This is a genomic window from Psychrobium sp. 1_MG-2023 (assembly GCF_030689115.1).
In the GTDB taxonomy this organism is placed as follows: Bacteria; Pseudomonadota; Gammaproteobacteria; order Enterobacterales; family Psychrobiaceae; genus Psychrobium.
Window position 1 is genome coordinate 128898 of record NZ_JAUYVJ010000001.1, and the last position, 19702, is coordinate 148599.

The following is a 19702-nucleotide window of genomic DNA, read 5'->3' on the forward strand; positions in this document are numbered from 1 at the left end:
CGCATCAAATTGATGCGCTTTTTACATGCGTATTACAACGCTTCAATCGTCGCTTGTTGCTCTTTTAACTTAGCAACCGTTTGTTCCATTTCGGCTAATTTTTCACGCTCTTTAGCGATAACATCGGCTGGTGCTTTGCTAACAAAGCGCTCATTAGATAGTTTGCCGCTAGTACGTGCTAAGTCCTTGCCGATTTTTTCTAGCGCTTTATTGATACGACTTAGTTCTGCGTCTTTATCAATTAAACCTGCCATTGGGATCAGAATTTCCATTTTACCAACTAGCGCTGTTGCTGACGCTGGTGCTTGCTCGTCATCACCTAAGCTAGTGAAGCTTTCGATTTTCGCCAATGCTTGTAAGAACGCTTGGTTGTCGTCTAGACGACGCTTGTCTTCTTCAGCAACATTTTTGAGTAACACGTTAAGTGGCTTGTTCGGGCTAATGTCCATTTCACCACGGATGTTACGAATACCATCGATAAACTCTTTAACCCACTCTAAATCGTTTAAGGCTGTTTCATCAGCTAGAGCGGCATCTGCTTTAGGGAAAGGCTGTGTCATGATGGTATCACCATAAACACCAGCAAGTGGTGCAACACGCTGCCAGATCTCTTCAGTGATATAAGGCATTAATGGGTGTAGCAAACGTAATGTGGTTTCTAACACCTGCGCTAATGTTTTACGCGTGCCTTTTTGCTGCGCGTCAGTGCCTTTAAATAGCACTGGTTTAGTTAGCTCTAAGTACCAACCACAGAACTGATTCCAAGTGAATTCATAAATACACTGCGCTGCTAAATCGAAGCGGTACGTATCAAGGTGAGAGCGATATTGCTCCGTCACTTGTTGTAGTTTCGCTTGAATCCAACGGTCTGCTAGGCTGTATTCATGATCATCACCGTTTAAGAACTCTTTCTCTTCGGTGTGCATTAATACGTAACGGCTACCATTCCATAACTTGTTACAGAAGTTGCGGTAGCCTTCAACACGGCCTAGATCGAAGCTGATTTCACGATTCGCCGAAGCTAATGAAGCAAAGGTAAAGCGCAGTGCGTCAGTACCGTACGAATCAATGCCTTCTGGGAACTGATTGCGGGTCGCTTTTTCTATTTTCTTAGCCATTTGCGGCTGCATCATGCCACTAGTACGTTTAGCGACTAAATCTTCAATGGTGATGCCGTCTAAAAGGTCGATCGGGTCAAGCACGTTACCTTTTGATTTTGACATCTTATTACCTTGCTCATCACAGATAAGGCCAGTAATGTAAATCTCTTTGAATGGGACTTTACCGGTAAACTTCTTGGTCATCATGATCATGCGAGCAACCCAGAAGAAGATAATGTCAAAGCCTGTCACTAACACTGAGCTTGGTACGAAAGTTTCTAGCTCTGGTGTTTTCTCTGGCCAGCCCATCGTTGCGAATGGCCATAGCGCTGAAGAGAACCACGTGTCTAATACATCTTCGTCTTGGCGTAATTTAACATCATCAGCGATGTTGTGCTTAGCACGTACATCGGCTTCATCACTGCCAACGTAGAAGTTGTCATGTTCGTCATACCATGCAGGAATACGATGGCCCCACCACAATTGACGTGAGATACACCAATCTTGAATGTTATCCATCCAGTTGTAGTAGGTTTTATCCCAGTTCTCTGGCACAAACTTAATTTCACCACTGCGTACCGCTTCAATCGCAGGTTCAGCGAGCGGTGCTGCTTTAACATACCATTGGTCGGTTAATAATGGCTCGATAATAGCGTTTGAACGATCGCCACGCGGCACCATTAATTTATGTGGTTTGATATCAACGAGTAAACCTAGTTCGTCTAAATCACTAACGATTTTCTTACGTGCATCAAAGCGATCTAAGCCACGGTATTGCTCTGGGCAATCGGCGTTCATCGTCGCTTCTTTGGTTAAGATATTGATCAGTGGTAAGTCATGGCGCTTACCCATTTCATTATCGTTAAAGTCATGGGCAGGGGTGATTTTCACACAACCTGTACCGAATTCTGGCTCAACGTAATCATCAGCAATGATAGGAATTAAACGGCCGGTTAAAGGCAGCTTGATTTCTTTACCGATTAGGTGAGCATAACGCTCATCTTCAGGGTGAACAGCAACGGCGCTATCACCTAGCATGGTTTCTGGGCGCGTTGTTGCAACAACAAGTGCACCACTGCCATCGGCCAGCGGGTAGCTCATGTGCCACATGCTGCCTTGCTCTTCTGTGTTTACTACTTCTAAATCAGAAACCGCAGTGTGTAATACCGGATCCCAGTTAACTAAGCGCTTACCACGGTAAATTAACCCTTCTTCATGCAATGAAATAAATACTTCTTGCACGGCATTAGATAAATCGTCATCCATGGTGAATGCTTCGCGTGACCAATCTGGAGAGGTACCTAAACGGCGCATTTGGCTAGTGATAGTGCCACCAGATTGCTCTTTCCACTCCCAGATCTTCTTAACGAAGTCTTCGCGACCTAAATCATGACGGGTTTGACCGTTGGCGTTTAACTGACGCTCTACCACCATTTGCGTTGCGATACCTGCGTGGTCAGTCCCAGGTTGCCATAACGTATTGTCACCATCCATACGGCGGTAACGGGTTAGCGCATCCATGATGGTATGTTGAAATGCGTGGCCCATGTGTAAGCTACCGGTGACGTTCGGTGGCGGTAATAAAATACAGTAACTGTCTTTGCTGGTGTCGCCGCTTGGTTTAAATAAATCACTATTTTCCCAAGTCTGGTAAATAGTTTGCTCAATAGCTTGTGGGTTATATGTTTTTTCCATGATCCGATAATTCTTCGTTGGCGTTAATAGCGATTAGTCTTGATGCAACTGCGGGGCAAGGTTTAACACTCTACATTGGTGAAAACGCTCGCGGGCTTGTTGCTTCTGTTCAGACTCGCTTGGAATAAAGTCGATTATTTGGCTAAAGTTTACTGCAAATGGCGGTAAAGGGTGGCATAAGTTAATTAAAACGTGACGGCGACCTTGCGGTGGCTGATGTCCTATTTCAATTGGCGCGCCATAATGAGGCCCTTCACCTTGTAAGTTATGCGGGATAAACTTTGCTGGTGGCTGTTGCCACATTAACTCGTCAATAGCTTCACTGGTTTTTGCATCCATTGTCGCAATAAACACGCGCTGTCCTTGCTGATACAGTTCACCAGCCAGCTGACAGGCTTTATCTATTACTGTCGTAGCTCGCTCGTCGTTATTGTCTAAATGGTAAAAAGTTGTTTGTGCCATTGTCTCGTCAAGTTATCTATTGTGCTAAACGCACTAAGGCAGCGTTTAATCACTGCCTTATTAATGCTTTGGTTTATTGTTGCAAATGATTATTCTGCAACAACACCTTCTGCACGGTTCATTAAGAACTGAGTTAGTAGCGGTACTGGGCGACCAGTCGAGCCTTTGTTTGCGCCACTATTCCATGCAGTACCAGCAACGTCAATGTGAGCCCACTGATATTTCTTAGTAAAGCGCGATAAGAAACACGCCGCAGTAATAGTGCCAGCTGCACGGCCACCTAAGTTGGTGAAGTCGGCAAATGGGCTGCTTAATTGCTCTTGATATTCATCCCATAACGGTAGACGCCATGCTCGGTCACTCGATTGCTCGCCAGCGTTTAATAATTCATGGGCTAATGGATTGTGGTTACTTAATAAACCACACGCATGCTTACCAAGTGCAACAATCACTGCGCCAGTTAAGGTTGCGGTATCAATCACCAGCTCTGGGTCAAAACGTTCAACATAAGTTAATACGTCACATAAAACCAAGCGGCCTTCAGCGTCAGTATTTAATACCTCTACGGTTTGCCCTGACATTGTAGTTAAAATGTCACCTGGGCGATACGCGTTGGATGATGGCATGTTTTCACAGCCTGCTAAGATACCAACAACATTAATTGGTAACTCTAAATCGATTAATGATTTCATGGTTCCAAGAACGCCCGCGGCACCACCCATGTCATATTTCATCTCATCCATGCCTTCGCCAGGTTTAAGTGAAATACCACCTGAGTCAAAGGTTAATCCTTTACCAATTAATACAATTGGTTTTGTATCTGGGTCTGGCGCGCCTTTATAATTGATAATCGTCATTTGTGATTCATTATCACTACCACGACCTACAGCAAGGTATGATTCCATACCTAACTCAGCCATTTGCTCTTCGCCAATGACTTCAACTTCAACTTTATCGCTGCTTTCTGCTAATTGACGAGATTGACGTGCGAGGTAAGCTGGATTACAAATGTTTGGCGGCATGTTGGCCACGTCTTTACATAAATTCATGCCATTTGATACGGCGTTACCATGGTTAATTGCACGTTCGCCCACAGGTAGTTCACGGCGAGTCGGTACATTGAACACTAATTTACGTAGCGGGCGGCGAGTTTCATCTTTTTTGCTTTTAAGTGCATCAAAAACATAGAGGCCGTTATTTGTCGCTTCAACAGCTTGGCGTACTTTCCAGTAGGTATCACGGCCTTTAACGTGTAATTCAGTTAAGAAGCAAACGGCTTCCATTGAACCCGTTTCATTAAGCTTGTTAATCGTTTTATTGATGATTTGCTTATATTGGCGCTCATCAAGCTCACGCTCTTTACCGCAACCAACTAATAAGACTCGCTCACTTAATACTTTTTTATCGATATGATGTAATAATAAGGTTTGACCTACTTTGCCTTCAAGATCACCACGACGTAATAGGTTGCTAATATAACCATCACTGATCTTATCCAGCTGCTCTGCAACAGGTGATAAACGACGCGGCTCGAATACACCAACAACGATACATGCACTGCGTTGCTTTTCTGGGCTGCCACTTTTTACATTGAACTCCATGAGCTCTCCTAGGTTCTTAAAGACAAAGGCTTTGAATTGTTAGATAATAGCAAACTGAGTACGACTAGTTACCTAGCTAATAGCTATTGAGTTTGCATTGATTGTATATATGCTAGTCTTTATAGTACTACTTTGCCGAGATAAAACTAGCCAAAACGGGTAGTCTACCTAAAATATAGGCCGTTTCCAGTAAAATTGTAAGTTTAGTGATGGAAAATACACTTGATCATTTTTAGTTATTTAATAAGAGAAGCATTAAAATCACAACTCGCAGTGTTGTTCATTTTAATGTCGATATTTCTCAGCCAAAAATTCGTCAGAATTTTAGCCGATGCCGTCGATGGTGATTTGCCCGGTGCATTAGTTGCTACGTTATTAGCGTTAAACTTACCAAAACTTGCAGGACTTATTCTGCCATTAAGCTTATTTCTGGGTATTTTAATGGCCCATTCTCGTATGTATGCCGATAGTGAAATGACGGTGATGCACGCGACAGGAATAAGTGAATGGTATGTGACCCGTATCACCTTAGTTCTGGCCTTTATTATGATGGTCATCGCTGGATTAAATAGCATATGGCTTGGGCCATGGGCTCAAGAAAAAGAATACCAAACCGTTGAAAGTGCACAAGCGGATGCAGGCATATCCACTCTATCCCCTGGGCGGTTTCAATACTCTTCTAATAAAAAAGCGGTTATTTACGTTGAGTCCATCAAAGATGGCCAATTAAATAATGTTTTTGTTGCGCAAATGCCTAATCTCGATGAAATTGATAAAGAAACAGGGGAGATACTGGTAAAAGCGGTGAATGGTAAATCGAGTGTGGTTATTGCTCAGCAAGGTAAAGTATTAGAAGAAGATAGCGGCTCGCAGCAGTTAGAATTGTCCAGTGGTAAACGTTACCAAGGGCAAGCGGGTGAAGCGCAGTACTCAGCTATTGAGTTTGCTAATTATCAAATGCAAATTAAAGAACAAGAAGTTGAACAGCGCCGCCGTAAATTAAGTGCCATTCCTATGATGCAATTAATTGAAGATGGTGACGTTGAGTCAATGGCCGAAGTGCATTGGCGCTTAGCGATCCCATTAACTATTCCAATGCTTACATTGATTGCAGTGCCTTTGGCACGAGTTAATCCACGCCAAGGCAAGTTTGCTAAATTGTTTCCAGCGATTATGTTGTTTTTAGGTTATTACGTCATGCTAATGGCTGGGCGTAGTGCGCTTGAAGATGAAGTGATCCCTATGGTATTTGGCTTATGGTGGATTCATATCAGCGCATTAGTATTAGGGTTAGCGTTATTAATGAAAGAACGTGAATTTGGTGTTGCGGTCCGTGCAAGGCTCAAAAGTAATAATAAAAAGCAGGGTAGTCACGCATGATTAAAATTTTAGATTGGTATGTGGCTAAGGTTATCGCTTCAACAACCGCATTTTGTTTATTGATTTTGGTCGGCTTAAGCTCAATGCTTAAATTCGTTGAGCAGCTAAAGTCGGTAGGGCAAGGCACCTATTCAATGTTTGATGCCGCTGCTTTTGTTTTTTTGATGGTGCCTCGTGATATCGAAATGTTCTTTCCCATGGCTGCACTGCTTGGAGCATTAATTGGTCTTGGCATGATGGCGACGAATAGTGAACTGGTTGTTATGCAAGCGGCGGGAATATCACGATTGCAAGTGATTTTATCGGTAATGAAAACCGCTATTCCATTGATGATTCTTGTAATGATTCTTGGAGAATGGGGCGCACCTTGGGCTGAGCGAGAAGCGCGTAATCTGAGGACTCAAGAAATCTCTGGTGGTAGTCTAATAAAGAGTGAACAAGGTTTATGGGCAAAAGACGGCTCTAGTTTTGTGCATGTGAGTAAAGTTATTGAGACGGGACTGCTTAATAAAGTGACCGTTTATCAGTTCGATGATAATAAGAGTCTCAGTAAAGTAACTAAGGCGCAAGTGGCACGATACCAAGATAAGGTGTGGCAACTTGAAGATGTGAATCAAACCACTTTCTCTGAGCACCGTACACAGGTTTTAAATACCGATAACTTATTGTGGCAATCTAGCTTAACTCCAGATAAGTTAGGTGTGGTTACCGTCAAACCTGAGTCACTTTCAATTCAAGGTTTAACAGACTACCTAGCGTATTTAAAAGCTAATAAACAAGACACTGGGCGCTATGACTTAGCATTATGGCGCAAGGTCATGCAGCCATTGACCGTTGGCGTAATGATGTTATTAGCGCTATCTTTTGTGTTTGGTCCACTGCGTAGTGTGAGCATGGGCGCTCGCTTAGTGATGGGCGTGATCACGGGTTTTGCTTTCCACCTAAGTAATTCGGCCTTTGGTCCAATTAGCTTGGTTTATCAATTGCCACCGATTTTTGGTGCAATCTTTCCTAGTTTACTCTTCTTAGCTATTGCTGCGTATTTCTTAAATAAACGAGCATAAACCGAGACAACTCTGTTGCCCTGAAAGTGTATTCTTCAGGGCTTTTACCACTTAGCTACTTCGACGGGATATCATCATTTTAAAAGTGTTTTATTGAGCAGTTATTACTTAATACACTGACTAAATCTTTTGGTATTCAAACACCTTAATCACTTTTTTAACCCCTGATACATTACGTGCAATCTCAGCGGCTTTGTTACCTTCGGCTTGTGAAACCAGTCCAAGTAAGAAGACTTCACCATATTCGGTAATGACTTTTACTTGGCTTGAAGCAAGCTCAGTATCAGCTGTCATGGCAACTTTAATTTTCGAGGTTAACCAGCTATCTTTAGTGCGTGTCTTTAACTGGATTGGATTACCAATACGAATCTGATTATGGATCTTGGTCACATTAGGCACAGTGCGTAACAGGGTGATTACACGGTTACGTAACATTTCGTTGGGTGCTTGACCGACAACCAGCATCATTCGATTGTAACTGATCACATTGATGTGGCTGTGTTCACTAATACCTTTATCATCACTCAGTAAGCTTGATGCTTTTAATTCAATTGATTCATCTTCTAGTTGTGATGCCGCAGTACGGCGATCATTAGCGACAGTGGCAATTCCTACTGCGCCGAGTACTACACCTGTTACACAACCCTGTAATGAGAGAAATACTGCTAATAACGCAGCTAATTTTATCGGCTTAGCGTTAAACAACATCATTACGCTTGCTCTTCATCTTGAGGGAATAAAGTACGGTCAATAGCATCACACAAACAATGAATGGCTAATAAGTGAACTTCTTGAATGCGCGCTGTGCTCATTGATGGCACGCGGATTTCAACATCATTCGCGCTTAGTAAGCCTGCCATGTCACCACCGTCTTTGCCCGTTAAAGCAACTATCACCATGTCACGACTTAATGCGGCTTCCATCGCCTTAATCACGTTGTTTGAGTTGCCACTGGTTGAGATGGCCAGTAATACATCACCCGGTTGGCCTAATGCACGTATTTGCTTTGAGAAAATTTCGTCATAGCTATAATCGTTAGCGATAGAAGTAATCGTTGAGCTATCTGTGGTTAAAGCGATGGCCGGTAAACTAGGACGTTCGGTTTCAAAGCGATTTAGCAATTCTGAAGAGAAATGCTGCGCGTCACCAGCTGAGCCACCATTACCACAAGTTAATATTTTGCCATCGGCCAAAAGACATGACACCATCATCATTGCGGCTTTTTCGATTGACGGTGGTAGCATCTCAAGCGCATCAATTTTAGTTTGGATACTTTCGGTGCAACATTCTTTAATGCGTTCTAACATGTAATAACCTTTATTTTAATTTGGGAAAGCATTCTTAACCCATTGAAACTGATAAGGCTCAATTGAACCTGTAATGGCAACAACGTCAAAGCGACAAGCTTGTTGCTCAAAATTAATATGTTTACTCTGGCAATAAACCATTGCCGTTTTTATGATGCGTCGCTGTTTTGCTGGCGTGACAGCGGAAATAGCTCCACCAAAGTCATTATTAGCTCGTTGCTTCACTTCGATAAACACTAAGCTATTATTATCTTTCATTATGAGATCGATTTCACCGACTCGACAGTTAAAATTATCACAAATTGGCGATAACCCACGGTTTTTTAGATATGACTTAGCAATTTCTTCGTACTGTTGACCTTGTTTGCGCATCTTTCCAACATCCTTGTTGTGTACAATGATACTTTGTTTGCTATTTTAGCAGATGTTTATTTATTTTTTCTTTAATAGCTTGCCACGCTGATATTGCGCCCACGCGACTTCTCGGGTTATCTCGCCTTGTGGTGTTAGACGTAACTGTCCACTAAAACCGTCTAACGCGTAATCGGGGAAGTACTCCATTTGTGCCAGCATACCGATCAAACTATAGGCATCATGTCCCATGGCAAATAAACGCATTTGGCTTTGACTGATCTCTGGCCAAAGCTTTTTAATGTATTGTGGCGAAATAGCGGTTGGCTGTTGTAACAGCCAAGGGATTTCACTGACCGTTAAGTTATTTAAATGATTCAGCCCTTGTGGACTATTAAGGTGGTTATTACCACTTGAGCCAATATACACTGGAACTTGTGGCGCAAAAGCACTAACGGTTACTTCAATAGAAGGCATTAGCATGCTGGTTTGATTTGGGTTGGCGACCAGGTAAATTGCATCGATATCGCGTCTTGAGCGAGTTTCACTTTCCATTTTTGAGCCGACCAGCATACGCATATGATTGATACGTGCTTGAGACTTATTGGTTTCAAACATCTTTTCAATGGTTAACTTGAGGGTTTTATCATCTTCAAAGAAGAACGCTTCAACGGGTTTGATATCGAGACTTTCTTTATTTAAGGCAAGCCATGTGTCATTAAATAATGCGGCTAAGCGTTTGCCTTGCGCGGTATTTGGCGCAACAACAACCGGATGTTTTTTTCCCTGATTGAAGATGTATTCACTGCCTTGAATGGTTTCACTATCTTTATCTAATGAATAAAAATATTGTTGTGGTTGGCGCTGGTTATCACTGGTCTGATTAAGAAATAGCGTTGGCACCATTGTGAGCTGCTGTTTTACTGTCTCAACATTTTTCTTCAGCAAGGGGCCAATAATAAACTCTGCTCCTTGGTTGATCGCTTGTTCGTGTGCTGCTTGTGCACCTAATTCAATCGTATCAAGGACAATGAGTTCTTGTTCATTATTGTGTGCCATCAAGTTACTCACCAAGCCGTTTTGTACCGCTTGACCCAAGTGAGCATAACGGCCCGATAGTGGTAGTAATAATGCTACTTTTTGTGGTTTAAACTCTGATACGCTTACTGCTGTCACTAGGCGCTGTGGTAATTGATTTTTCGCCATATGATTTGGGTAATCAATAGCCCACTGAGTTAACCCTTTTCTTAATGCTTGTGGCGAATGGGTTGATTGATGGCTTAAGGTGGCTAAGGCAATCCAGCCCTGAAATTGCTTGTTATCATCACTGGTTGTAATTAACTTTTCTGTGGGCACCTGAGAGAGGTATTGCCAAATATGTTGTTGTAACTGCTGCTGCGTTTGCTGATCTTGGGCGTAAGTATATGCAGTGAGTAACGTTTTAGTTGCATCAAGGTGTTGGGTTAAACGATGTTCAATAAGCGCTTGCTGTCGGTAGATAGCAATAAATTGTTGCGATGCTACTTGCCATTGTGGATTGATATTAATTGCTGACAGTGCTTGATTGGCTTTATTTTGTTCTAATAAAGACATGCTATAAAGAAGCTGGAACTCTAAGGTGTGCTGATCATTAACCATGGTTTGGCTAAATAGCTGGGCTTCAATTGATGAGATTAAGTCAGGTTGCTTGTCTTGTAATGCGGCACGGTAAGCTTGTAATTGATAAGTTTGCTTTAAATTACCAATCGCTTGTTCTGCGAGTGCTAAATAGTGGCTTGCTGCTTTATCTACTTGGCCTAATTGAACTTGGGCTACTTCAGTTTTTTGTACTGGTGGTGTTGAACCACAACCAATTAACCCTGTCGCTAAAACACCCAAAAGTGATAGTTGTTTTAGCTCTTTAGTAAACGAAAGTTTAAACACAATATTTGTCTCTGTTACAATAGTCGGTTTAGTGTATAACAATCTGTGCTCAAAAGTTAAATCGAGCGGTGATTATTGAGGAAGTTCATGGAATTATCTCCAGCAAAACTATATATCGTCCCAACTCCCATTGGCAACTTAGCTGATATTACACTGCGCGCCTTAACCGTTCTCGAACAGGTCGATATTATTTGCGCAGAAGATACACGACATACGGGTAAACTGCTAAGCCATTATAATATTAAAACACGAACCATGTCAGTGCATGACCATAATGAACGTCAGCGTGTTGATTCTTTAGTCGAAAAGCTAGCGCAAGGTCAGTCGATAGCTCTTGTCTCAGATGCGGGGACGCCGTTGATTAGTGATCCTGGTTATCATCTTGTGAATGGCATTCGTGCTGCAGGTTATGATGTGGTTCCACTACCAGGGGCTTGTGCGGCGATCACTGCATTAAGTGCCGCAGGGGTTGCTACGGATCGTTTTTGTTTTGAGGGCTTTTTACCTGCCAAGTCAGCGGGACGAATCAGCCAATTAACAGCATTGCAAAGTGAAACTAGAACCATGGTGTTTTATGAATCACCGCGCCGTATTTGTGACACTATCAATGAAATGCGCGATGTCTTCGGTGAAGAACGCCATATCGTATTAGCGCGAGAGTTAACCAAAACTTTTGAAACTATTCATGGTGCCCCAGCGAGTGACTTGCTTGAGTGGCTCAATAGTGATGAAAATAATCGTCGTGGTGAAATGGTTGTGATGGTGTCAGGCTATAAAGAAGACAGCGAGCAAATTGCACCAGAAGTCATCGATGCACTTAAACTATTGGCGACAGAGCTACCACTGAAAAAAGCAGCAGCGTTAGTGGCAAAGCTTTATAACCAGAAAAAGAATGCTTTGTATAAGTACGGATTGAGTATTGACCTGTAAACGTCTTGTTATTCATCGCAGTTAAGCTGGGCTTAACTGCGCATCGAATAAGTTTTTAAAAATACCTGCGTAATCAGTTAAAAATGCTTGTTGGCTTGGTGTCGTTTGCTGCTCGATATGCATCCCTAGCACTTCTGATAAGTCGTCAAAAGCTGTATCAAATTCGGCTACAATATATATCTTTTCTTGTGGCAATAACTCTGGGTGCTGTTTAAACAACAATGCCATCTGTTCAACCATTTGATAGCGAATGAACATTTTTACTGTTGTCGCATGCTTTTCTTGTTGCTCAGCCGGGTTGAATATTGATAAGTGTTCAGTTAAATATTCAATGAGTGACTGATATCCATCGCTTTGAATAACCATCTAAATACCTCGTTGTGTGCTCAAAGTCAGTATCTAATAAAAAAATTAATCAAACAAGCCCTATCAATGCTATTGTTCTATAGATAATTCGGATATAATCCGCGCCGGGAGTTGGTCAGGCAATCGCTGCGTTAACATTAAGTTTAACGGGGAGGAAAGTCCGGGCTCCATAGAGCAGGGTGCCAGGTAACTCCTGGGGAGCGTAAGCTCACGACAAGTGCAGCAGAGAGAATACCGCCGATGGCTCCGTAAGGAGAACAGGTAAGGGTGAAAGGGTGCGGTAAGAGCGCACCGGGCGACTAGTAATAGTTCGTTGCAAGGTAAACTCCACCCCGGAGCAAGACCAAATAGGGTTCCACTACTTTTCGAAGTTAATGCGTGGCTCGCGTTGGAACCGGGTAGGTTGCTTGAGCCTTAGAGCGATTTAAGGCCTAGACGAATGATTGTCCACGACAGAACCCGGCTTATCGACCAACTCCCACCTCATTTTTAGGATTGGGGAACAAGAACTTAGCGATGCTTCAAAGCGAGGTGTCCATCAATGTTCCACAAGCTGTTACACACACAAAATACTCAAGTATTTCATAAGCTGCCTTCATATCTCGAACAGCGAGGCAGTGTGTATTGCTTTCGATATCGATTACCTATCCCAATTTCTCGAATTATTAATTCAACAGAGGCTCCTCACGCAGGTAATTTCAGTCAGTGTATTATCGCTTTCATTCTTTTTTTGATTTTATTACGTGTTTTTTTATGAAATACGTGTCTTATTTTTATTCTTTGTTTAATCAAAATGTCACTTGAACCAATCACATTTTAATGTTCGAAGTGATTACCTTAAATTAGTCCGTGACTAAAATAAAAGAAATTGAATAGGCTTAGAAATGAAAACGAATCTTATATTATGCACTGCATTTGCGGCATCAATCTTATCTGGCTGTGTAACGACTGGCTCTGACAGTAACGTCGATCTGACCAATATTAACTTTAATGAGTTAACCTGTGAGCAAATCAGCCAAACATTCAAAGACTATAAAGCCAATGTGGATTCTGGTGACGCATTAACAGGATTACTTTCAATCGCTAGTACAGATGCGAGCGCTGCGGCAAATAAAGCCAAGTCAGCAGCAATGAACGTTTACCATCAAGCGAAGAAAACGGCTGCACCAGCGATTAAAGCGAAAGGGTGTAGGATTTAATTCCGCTATTTGTTTCAGTAACAATAGTTGTTTGGTATCTCTATGTTGATGCCTTTAAAGCCAGTGAGTTCGCCGCTGGCTTTTTTATCCCTTGAACTTTTCGATGAGGCTGTCTGCTTCGAATTATTCTCATTGTAGAAACCTCATCACTCTCAAGCCAGTTAATTAGTTAATTAATATTTTAAACACTTAGTTAACACATTAAGGAAAATAAGATGATACTCAATGATTTTTCTAAGGTCTTTGTCGGCATTATTGTGCTTTTATCTGTCTCTACAGGGGCTTTTTCTGCAAACCATGACATTGTGTTAAAAAAGGAGCACGGAGCTTTATCACCACTGTGGCTTAAAAAGAATGACAACAAAGTGAACCGTAAAGTTTATGAAGTAAATCACTCTTCTATCCCCGCATTAAAAGCATATATAAAAGAAACTAATGAGCTTTTTAAGCTTAAAAAAATTGATTTTGATACGATTCGTGCACTAAACCCTGAACTACTGTCACTCGCATATAATGGTACTGAGGCTGGCGATGTTAAAGCGCAATATAATCACCTTATACGCTCTGTGCAGCAAGTTATCGATGACAAAATCGCGAGAAAGCATCAAGCAATACGTGAGAGAGAACTTCTTAGTCAAAATTATGAAGCGCAATTAATTACCCTAGCTAATAATCAACGAGATTATCGCGCTATGGTGCAAGGAGTATATGATTTAAAAGAGCAAATAATTACTAAGCAGGCCCTTAGTAAGGAAGCCGTCAAGGAGCATTCTTCGCAGTTATCGAAGGCACTTAATCAGCATTCGGCATTAAATCGAGTTCTACAAGATAATCATTTTGAGCGCCCTAAAATGCGCGCTGGCGCTTGTAAACAAAATATTGTCACTAAGCCTCGCAGACTTGAAGTTGCTTATACCGTGCAAAACTTTTGTTTCAGTAGCAAAATTAGTGTTGTCAAAGACTCGGCAGAAGCTTTAGCGGGCGACTCCAAAGTGATGTCAGCGATAAAAAACAAATTAATGGCGATAGGGTTAGAGAAAATTAGACAAGGAAACACCTTTAACAAGCCACAAGGGCAACCGGGGTATACTCAGGAGATCAAAGGGTTCTCTCATGGTGGAATCGAATCGGTAAAAAAAGCCGCTAAAGAAAAGTACGGGCATAGTGAACGTGGTTTTGGGTTTGCCATCAAAAAAGTTGAGAAAAAATTAGCGTCAAATAATTATCAAATTACTTACCAGAAACAAAGGGTGAATGTTATTCCTAAAAAGGAGCTCATTCATTCGACAGGAATGAAAGCTTTAAAGCCATTGTCTAATGAATTGGACCGATTAATCTCAAAATATTTTGCTGCATCATTTGTTAACGCCATTAATGAATCGGTTAATGAGTTTATTACAGATCATGCGCTAATTGAGTTAGAAGAGTCTGAGAACATTTATTTAGTCAGAGACAGTTATGAAACTGATACTCAAATTGAAGTCGAATACTACCTTGTGAATCCTAAGGTTTTGCTAGAAAACCCTGCGATAAAAAAACACTTTGACGGTAAAAAAATACCTGTAACCGCTGCTGCGAAGGTCGGTAGTTTAGTCTTATGGCGGGGCAGAGATGTGAATCACTCTAGAATAGCCAGGCGTTTAGTCGATATTCTTTCTACAAAGTAACAATAACTTAAGCAATCGTTCTCATGAAGAGCGATTGCTATATAAGTCGTCATAAATGATTACCTGACGTTGAGGTGTAATTCATTATCTGTATAATCGTTTTTTTATATAGACGGTCATTAAAGTAGACTATGGGTATACACAATAATGATACGACTGATTTAATTAAGCAGTGGTCATTAGGCGATAAAGCGTCAGAAGAAAAGCTATTCACATTAACCTATCAGCAATTCAAAATGATAGCCCGAGATGCTAGAAGTAAATTACCTAGTAATGAAGGCCTCAATATTACGGCTAACCTTATTCATTCGACAACTTCATTAGTCCATGACGCTTATATCAAGCTTGCTCCCGGAGTTACTGAGAGTATTGATAGCAAAAAGCAGTTTTACTTGTTACTTAGTAAAGTTATGCGCCATATACTCGTTGATTATCATCGTAAAAATGAAGCGTCTAAAAGACAATACAGCAAAAGCATTTCTAACAATGAGCAAGGGTTAGAAGATTGCCCGTTAGACTATATTGCGATTGATAAGGCGATCGTTAATTTAACAAAAGACTATCCTAGACAAGCTGAAACCATACAGTTGCGCTATTTCCATGGCCTTAAAAACAAAGAAATCGCTGAACTACATCAAATATCTGAAAGTCTTGTTGATAAGGACTTAAAATTTTCTAAAAGTTGGATGCGCCTCCATGCATAAGGTCATGCCCCGAAATGTTACATAACAAAACTGACTTATTTGAGCACTATTGTAATATTGCTGAGTTGTCTGCAATAAAACAACATAACTATATCACTGCATTAAAAAAGTCCGAACCAGAGTTGGCAAGTAAGCTAAGTGCCTTGCTCGTAAATGATAGTGATTTAACGCAAGTTTTTAACCAGTCTATTCTAGCGCTAACAGATAGTGAAAGTGTGGTTAATGTGGGCGATAACATTGCAAATTATCAATTAACCCAGTCATTGGGGCAAGGGGGGATGGGGCAAGTTTTTAAAGCGGAACGCAATGATGGGAAAATAGAGCAAACAGTTGCGATAAAATTTTTGCACCCACTGTTTCAGCAATACCAATCCGGTCAATTGTTATTGCAAGAGGCACAGGCGTTAGCAAGCCTTAGTCATCCCAATATTGCTTCTATTTTGGATATTTCAGAAACGCATGATGGTAATACCTTTATTGTGATGGAATATATTGAAGGAGTCACACTTGATGTCTATTTACAAAAAAACAGCTTATCAATAGCTCAAAAATTATCACTGTTTAATCAAGTCTCTGATGCTGTTTTGGAGGCCCATAATCATCAAATTATTCATGCGGATATTAAACCTTCTAACGTTTTAATTACCTCATCAGGTCAGGCAAAGTTAATCGATTTTGGCGTGATGCAAGTGACAGAAGGTTTGCATAATAGTGCGCCTAAGTTCGTGACAGCTTATCTAGGTGCTATGACCGTGAATTATGCTAGTCCAGAACAATTGAATGGTGGTAAAGCAACGATCGCGAGTGATATTTATAGCTTAGGTAGTTTGTTATACTTTTTATTATCGGGTAAAGGTCCGTTTGAGGAGTTCGATGATACTTTGGCGCAAAAAGTTGAGCGTATAATGACGCAACGCCCGACCAGCTTCGCCATCAATGAATCGGTGATATTTAAATCCGATGTCATTGCTATATTACATAAAGCCTTGTCAAAAAAGGCTAATGAACGATACCGAACCGTTACTGACTTCATTAGTGATATTAACGCATTTCAACAGCATCAAACACTGTCGGTTAATGCCAATAATAGTCTTTTTAATACGTTTAAATTTATCTATCGCCATCGTATTATTAGCACGGCTTTAATCAGTGTTTTTATGATATTACTGGTAGCATTTTTCCAAATAAATGCAAAAAATGAATTACTGCTTAGTGAAAAGCATGCCTTAGAAAATGCGAATAAAGAACTAAAAAATACCTTCACTCAGCTTGATAAAAATATTTCGGAAGCGCACCTTCAAAGCGAAACTATTTACTTACCTGATCCTAACAATTTATCGTCTAAACAATATATTGAAATGATGATGTTAATGTTTGATGATTATTACTTCAAGAGTAATCATGGTGCTTATACTCTGGTGATTGATACGTTAATGGAGTGGCTAGAGGCACAAAAAAGCATTGAGCCATTAAGTTTTCATTTAGCAAAATACCGAAAAGTGTTAGCTGTTAGTGGCGATAGTGATAACTACGAAAGCGACCGTGAAATCTTGGGTAATATTTTAGCCTTAAAAACACCATTAAACGCAGCTGTTTTAGATTTACTTAGGTTCAAACGATTTACGATTAAGTTGCAACAAACGCATTTTATCCCTTTATTTATTCGTTTAGATAAAGAGTTGGTTAAATCAACCCTATCAATTAAAGAATTATTTTCTTTTCATAGTGCCGGTGGGGGGATTTATGCTGATAGTGATTCGGAACAGGCCATTTATCATTACCAAAAAGCTTATGAGTTAGCTAAGCGTAATACGGATGAGATAAAGCTGTGGACATTTATTGCTACATCTATTGATTATCGTACGGCACTTATTAACGTGAAAGGATTTGATGACGAGCAAGTTGTTGCCTTAACTGATGAGTTATATAAATTAATTAAACAGTCTAATGATAAGAAGCTAGATACGGGTAAATTGTCTCTAATTTTAGGCATCGATCTAAATCACTCCATGGAACATGTTGCTGACACTTTGCAAAAGTATGACATAACGTTTGAGTCTGCAATGAACAACGCTACCCAAAGCCATCCGCCAATACTGTATATTATTGGGTTGTATTACGCCTCGCTCGGCGAATATGAAAAAGCCATAGCCTTACATAAAAAATCAATGAAACAATATGTCAGCGATAGAGGGGGGGAGGACCCTTATTTGTTGTTCCGAGTTGCTAATATGCATTTAGCTGCAGGAGATGTTGTGACTGGGATGCGATTAATAGAACAGCAAATATTACCTCAGAGCGCCGAGCACTATGAATTAGATACCCTTGGTTACTTTCAAACAAGAACGTGTAAAAAACTAGCATTAATTGAAAATAGTCAGCGACTAAAAGATTTATGTTTTGATGGGTATAGTAACGTAGAGAAAAGCTTAGGGGAGGATGGTTATTGGCTTAAATTAGCGGCAAGTGGTGTTGTTGCTTGGTATACGTTACAACCAGCTAATGAGGCCGAAAATGATTATGTTAAGTTATTAGAAAGTAACTTTGAAAGTAATAATAACGTCAATAAAATGAAATATGGAACTGTACTGCTTCGCTATTACATCAGTCGAAAAGATATTGATAAGGCTATGTATTATCAAAACGAGGTTGCTATTGCTACCGAAGCGGACTATGGATCTGTAGATGCGGTTATTCGTTACTATCACCAAATAATGGTGGCTGAAATTAACCTGCTACAAGGCGATAAAGCAAGTGCGCTTGTTAAGCTCGATAGCATTAAGAACAAAATGTGTAGTTTAGGTGATAGTAATCCAAATAAAGTGAGGTATTTAGAGCTCCTAAATTTCCTTGGACAGCCTGATTGTATCAATTCGTAGAGATACAATCAGGGTGATACCTTTAGAGGTAGACTCAGCTTTTTTATTGTGTCTTATTGCGCTTGTTTGATTGTTGCTTTGGTGATTTTAATCTTGAAATCATCAGTACCAACTTGCACTAACTGCCCTGACATCACTGCATTAAAATAAGTATCATCATTGCGCGGAATGGCGACTTGTTTGTCTTTGAAACTACAATTCAGCATTGTGTCAGGTAATTTAACACTAGCTGCTAAACATGAGTGGACAACGTCATCGGTTTGCTCATTGCGTACAGACTGACAATAGTTACTGTCCAAGGAGTCTAAGCTACTTTCTGCGACCGCTTGTAGTGATAGCTGGTGTTTAAAGCGAGCACTGCCACATTCGAGAGCAAGCGAGGTTGTTATTTTATCTACATCTCTAAAAACACTATAGAAACCACCTTGTCGAGCTAAGCGAATGGATAGACTGCTTTCGCCTAAAATGGCATCAACGGTCTCGGGGGAACTTGCATTTAACCATGTCTCAAGTGAGGAAACGTCAGGGGCGATAAATGCGAGTTTGAACCAAGGGGAATAAGTAAAACTTTCTCCGGGCGAAATACCTGCGCGATCGTCTGTATTCCACGTATCAGCCCCCATACTACCAAACATTTCAGCTAAATGATTACAGTCACTATTGGCAGTGCTCAGTGTATAGCTACCACCGGTGAGGTTGTTAGAGGGTTCAACACTGATGTAGTTACCACGCCAAGGTGTTTGGTCTGAGTTAGACCACATACCATTAACGTAGATTAGGTTATTTAAACTACGCTCGGCATAAAAGTCACTTCCGCAAGATATACCATTAGGTGCTTCTAAGATTGGCTTTGCGGTGTTGTTATCCGGAGAGCTACCCGCACCACCACAACCACTAAGTACAGTAAATGCGACAGCACCCATTAAAATGTTTTTCATCATAATCCCTTGGAATGATAATTATTCACAGTGGTAGCTAAACTATCATAAAGTTAATAATTATACATAATGTATTGATATTTATTATGAGTTTGACGGGAATAAACTGACTGAGCACTGAACCAATTTAATTTTC

At 40.8% G+C, this 19702-nt stretch carries 16 protein-coding genes and 1 other RNA gene; 8 read left to right on the plus strand and 9 right to left on the minus strand.

What is annotated here, in order from left to right; genetic code table 11:
- Positions 1-32: 32 nt before the first annotated feature.
- The 3 genes from Q8W26_RS00490 to pepA form a co-directional block, all read right to left on the minus strand.
- A complete protein-coding gene (locus tag Q8W26_RS00490) occupies positions 33-2795 on the minus strand; it encodes a valine--tRNA ligase (protein ID WP_101212793.1) in 2763 nt (920 codons plus the stop codon).
- 33 nt (positions 2796-2828) lie between these two features.
- Positions 2829-3257 carry a DNA polymerase III subunit chi gene (locus Q8W26_RS00495; protein WP_101212795.1) on the minus strand — a complete coding sequence of 143 codons (429 nt, stop codon included), beginning with the start codon at positions 3255-3257 and terminating at the stop codon, positions 2829-2831.
- Between the two features lie 89 nt (positions 3258-3346).
- Complete coding sequence (gene pepA, locus Q8W26_RS00500) at positions 3347-4858, minus strand: leucyl aminopeptidase (RefSeq protein ID WP_101212797.1); 1512 nt, start codon at positions 4856-4858, stop codon at positions 3347-3349.
- Positions 4859-5080: 222 nt separating this feature from the next.
- Here pepA and lptF point away from each other — a divergent pair, with 222 nt between their 5' ends.
- Both lptF and lptG read left to right on the plus strand, forming a co-directional pair.
- On the plus strand, positions 5081-6238 hold the full coding sequence (gene lptF, locus Q8W26_RS00505) for an LPS export ABC transporter permease LptF (RefSeq protein ID WP_101212799.1): 1158 nt from the start codon (positions 5081-5083) through the stop codon (positions 6236-6238).
- Positions 6238-7302 carry an LPS export ABC transporter permease LptG gene (gene lptG / locus Q8W26_RS00510; protein WP_101212956.1) on the plus strand — a complete coding sequence of 355 codons (1065 nt, stop codon included), beginning with the start codon at positions 6238-6240 and terminating at the stop codon, positions 7300-7302. The genes lptF and lptG overlap by 1 nt, the downstream gene beginning before the upstream one ends.
- Before the next feature lie 120 nt (positions 7303-7422).
- On the opposite strand, the gene dolP is transcribed toward lptG, so the two are convergent.
- The 4 genes from dolP to Q8W26_RS00530 are packed head-to-tail and all read right to left on the minus strand — an operon-like array spanning position 7423 to position 10883.
- Positions 7423-8013 (minus strand): division/outer membrane stress-associated lipid-binding lipoprotein, encoded by a 591-nt coding sequence (gene dolP, locus Q8W26_RS00515; RefSeq protein WP_101212801.1) that lies wholly within the window; start codon positions 8011-8013, stop codon positions 7423-7425.
- A complete protein-coding gene (locus tag Q8W26_RS00520) occupies positions 8013-8609 on the minus strand; it encodes a phosphoheptose isomerase (RefSeq protein ID WP_101212802.1) in 597 nt (198 codons plus the stop codon). Before Q8W26_RS00520 ends, dolP begins: the two co-directional genes overlap by 1 nt.
- 15 nt (positions 8610-8624) lie before the next feature.
- Positions 8625-8981, minus strand: a complete 357-nt coding sequence (locus Q8W26_RS00525; RefSeq protein WP_101212804.1) for a YraN family protein — start codon at positions 8979-8981, stop codon at positions 8625-8627.
- A gap of 60 nt (positions 8982-9041) precedes the next feature.
- Positions 9042-10883 carry a penicillin-binding protein activator gene (locus Q8W26_RS00530; RefSeq protein WP_305471859.1) on the minus strand — a complete coding sequence of 614 codons (1842 nt, stop codon included), beginning with the start codon at positions 10881-10883 and terminating at the stop codon, positions 9042-9044.
- Between the two features lie 87 nt (positions 10884-10970).
- Between Q8W26_RS00530 and rsmI the strand changes: the two genes are divergently transcribed.
- Positions 10971-11813 (plus strand): 16S rRNA (cytidine(1402)-2'-O)-methyltransferase, encoded by an 843-nt coding sequence (rsmI, locus tag Q8W26_RS00535; RefSeq protein ID WP_101212807.1) that lies wholly within the window; start codon positions 10971-10973, stop codon positions 11811-11813.
- Between the two features lie 21 nt (positions 11814-11834).
- Here rsmI and Q8W26_RS00540 read toward each other — a convergent pair whose 3' ends face one another.
- On the minus strand, positions 11835-12179 hold the full coding sequence (locus Q8W26_RS00540) for a DUF3802 family protein (protein ID WP_101212809.1): 345 nt from the start codon (positions 12177-12179) through the stop codon (positions 11835-11837).
- 107 nt (positions 12180-12286) lie between these two features.
- Between Q8W26_RS00540 and rnpB the strand changes: the two genes are divergently transcribed.
- From rnpB to Q8W26_RS00565, 5 genes are all read left to right on the plus strand, one after another.
- Positions 12287-12662: RNase P RNA component class A (gene rnpB, locus Q8W26_RS00545), an RNA gene on the plus strand.
- Between the two features lie 401 nt (positions 12663-13063).
- Positions 13064-13378 (plus strand): hypothetical protein, encoded by a 315-nt coding sequence (locus Q8W26_RS00550; RefSeq protein ID WP_101212811.1) that lies wholly within the window; start codon positions 13064-13066, stop codon positions 13376-13378.
- A gap of 215 nt (positions 13379-13593) precedes the next feature.
- Complete coding sequence (locus tag Q8W26_RS00555) at positions 13594-15045, plus strand: hypothetical protein (RefSeq protein WP_101212813.1); 1452 nt, start codon at positions 13594-13596, stop codon at positions 15043-15045.
- Between the two features lie 131 nt (positions 15046-15176).
- Positions 15177-15749: an ECF-type sigma factor gene (locus Q8W26_RS00560; RefSeq protein ID WP_101212815.1), complete on the plus strand. Its 573-nt coding sequence runs from the start codon at positions 15177-15179 to the stop codon at positions 15747-15749.
- Between the two features lie 14 nt (positions 15750-15763).
- Positions 15764-18628, plus strand: a complete 2865-nt coding sequence (locus tag Q8W26_RS00565; protein ID WP_101212817.1) for a serine/threonine-protein kinase — start codon at positions 15764-15766, stop codon at positions 18626-18628.
- 53 nt (positions 18629-18681) lie between these two features.
- On the opposite strand, the gene Q8W26_RS00570 is transcribed toward Q8W26_RS00565, so the two are convergent.
- On the minus strand, positions 18682-19566 hold the full coding sequence (locus tag Q8W26_RS00570; RefSeq protein WP_101212819.1) for a hypothetical protein: 885 nt from the start codon (positions 19564-19566) through the stop codon (positions 18682-18684).
- Positions 19567-19702 lie beyond the last annotated feature (136 nt).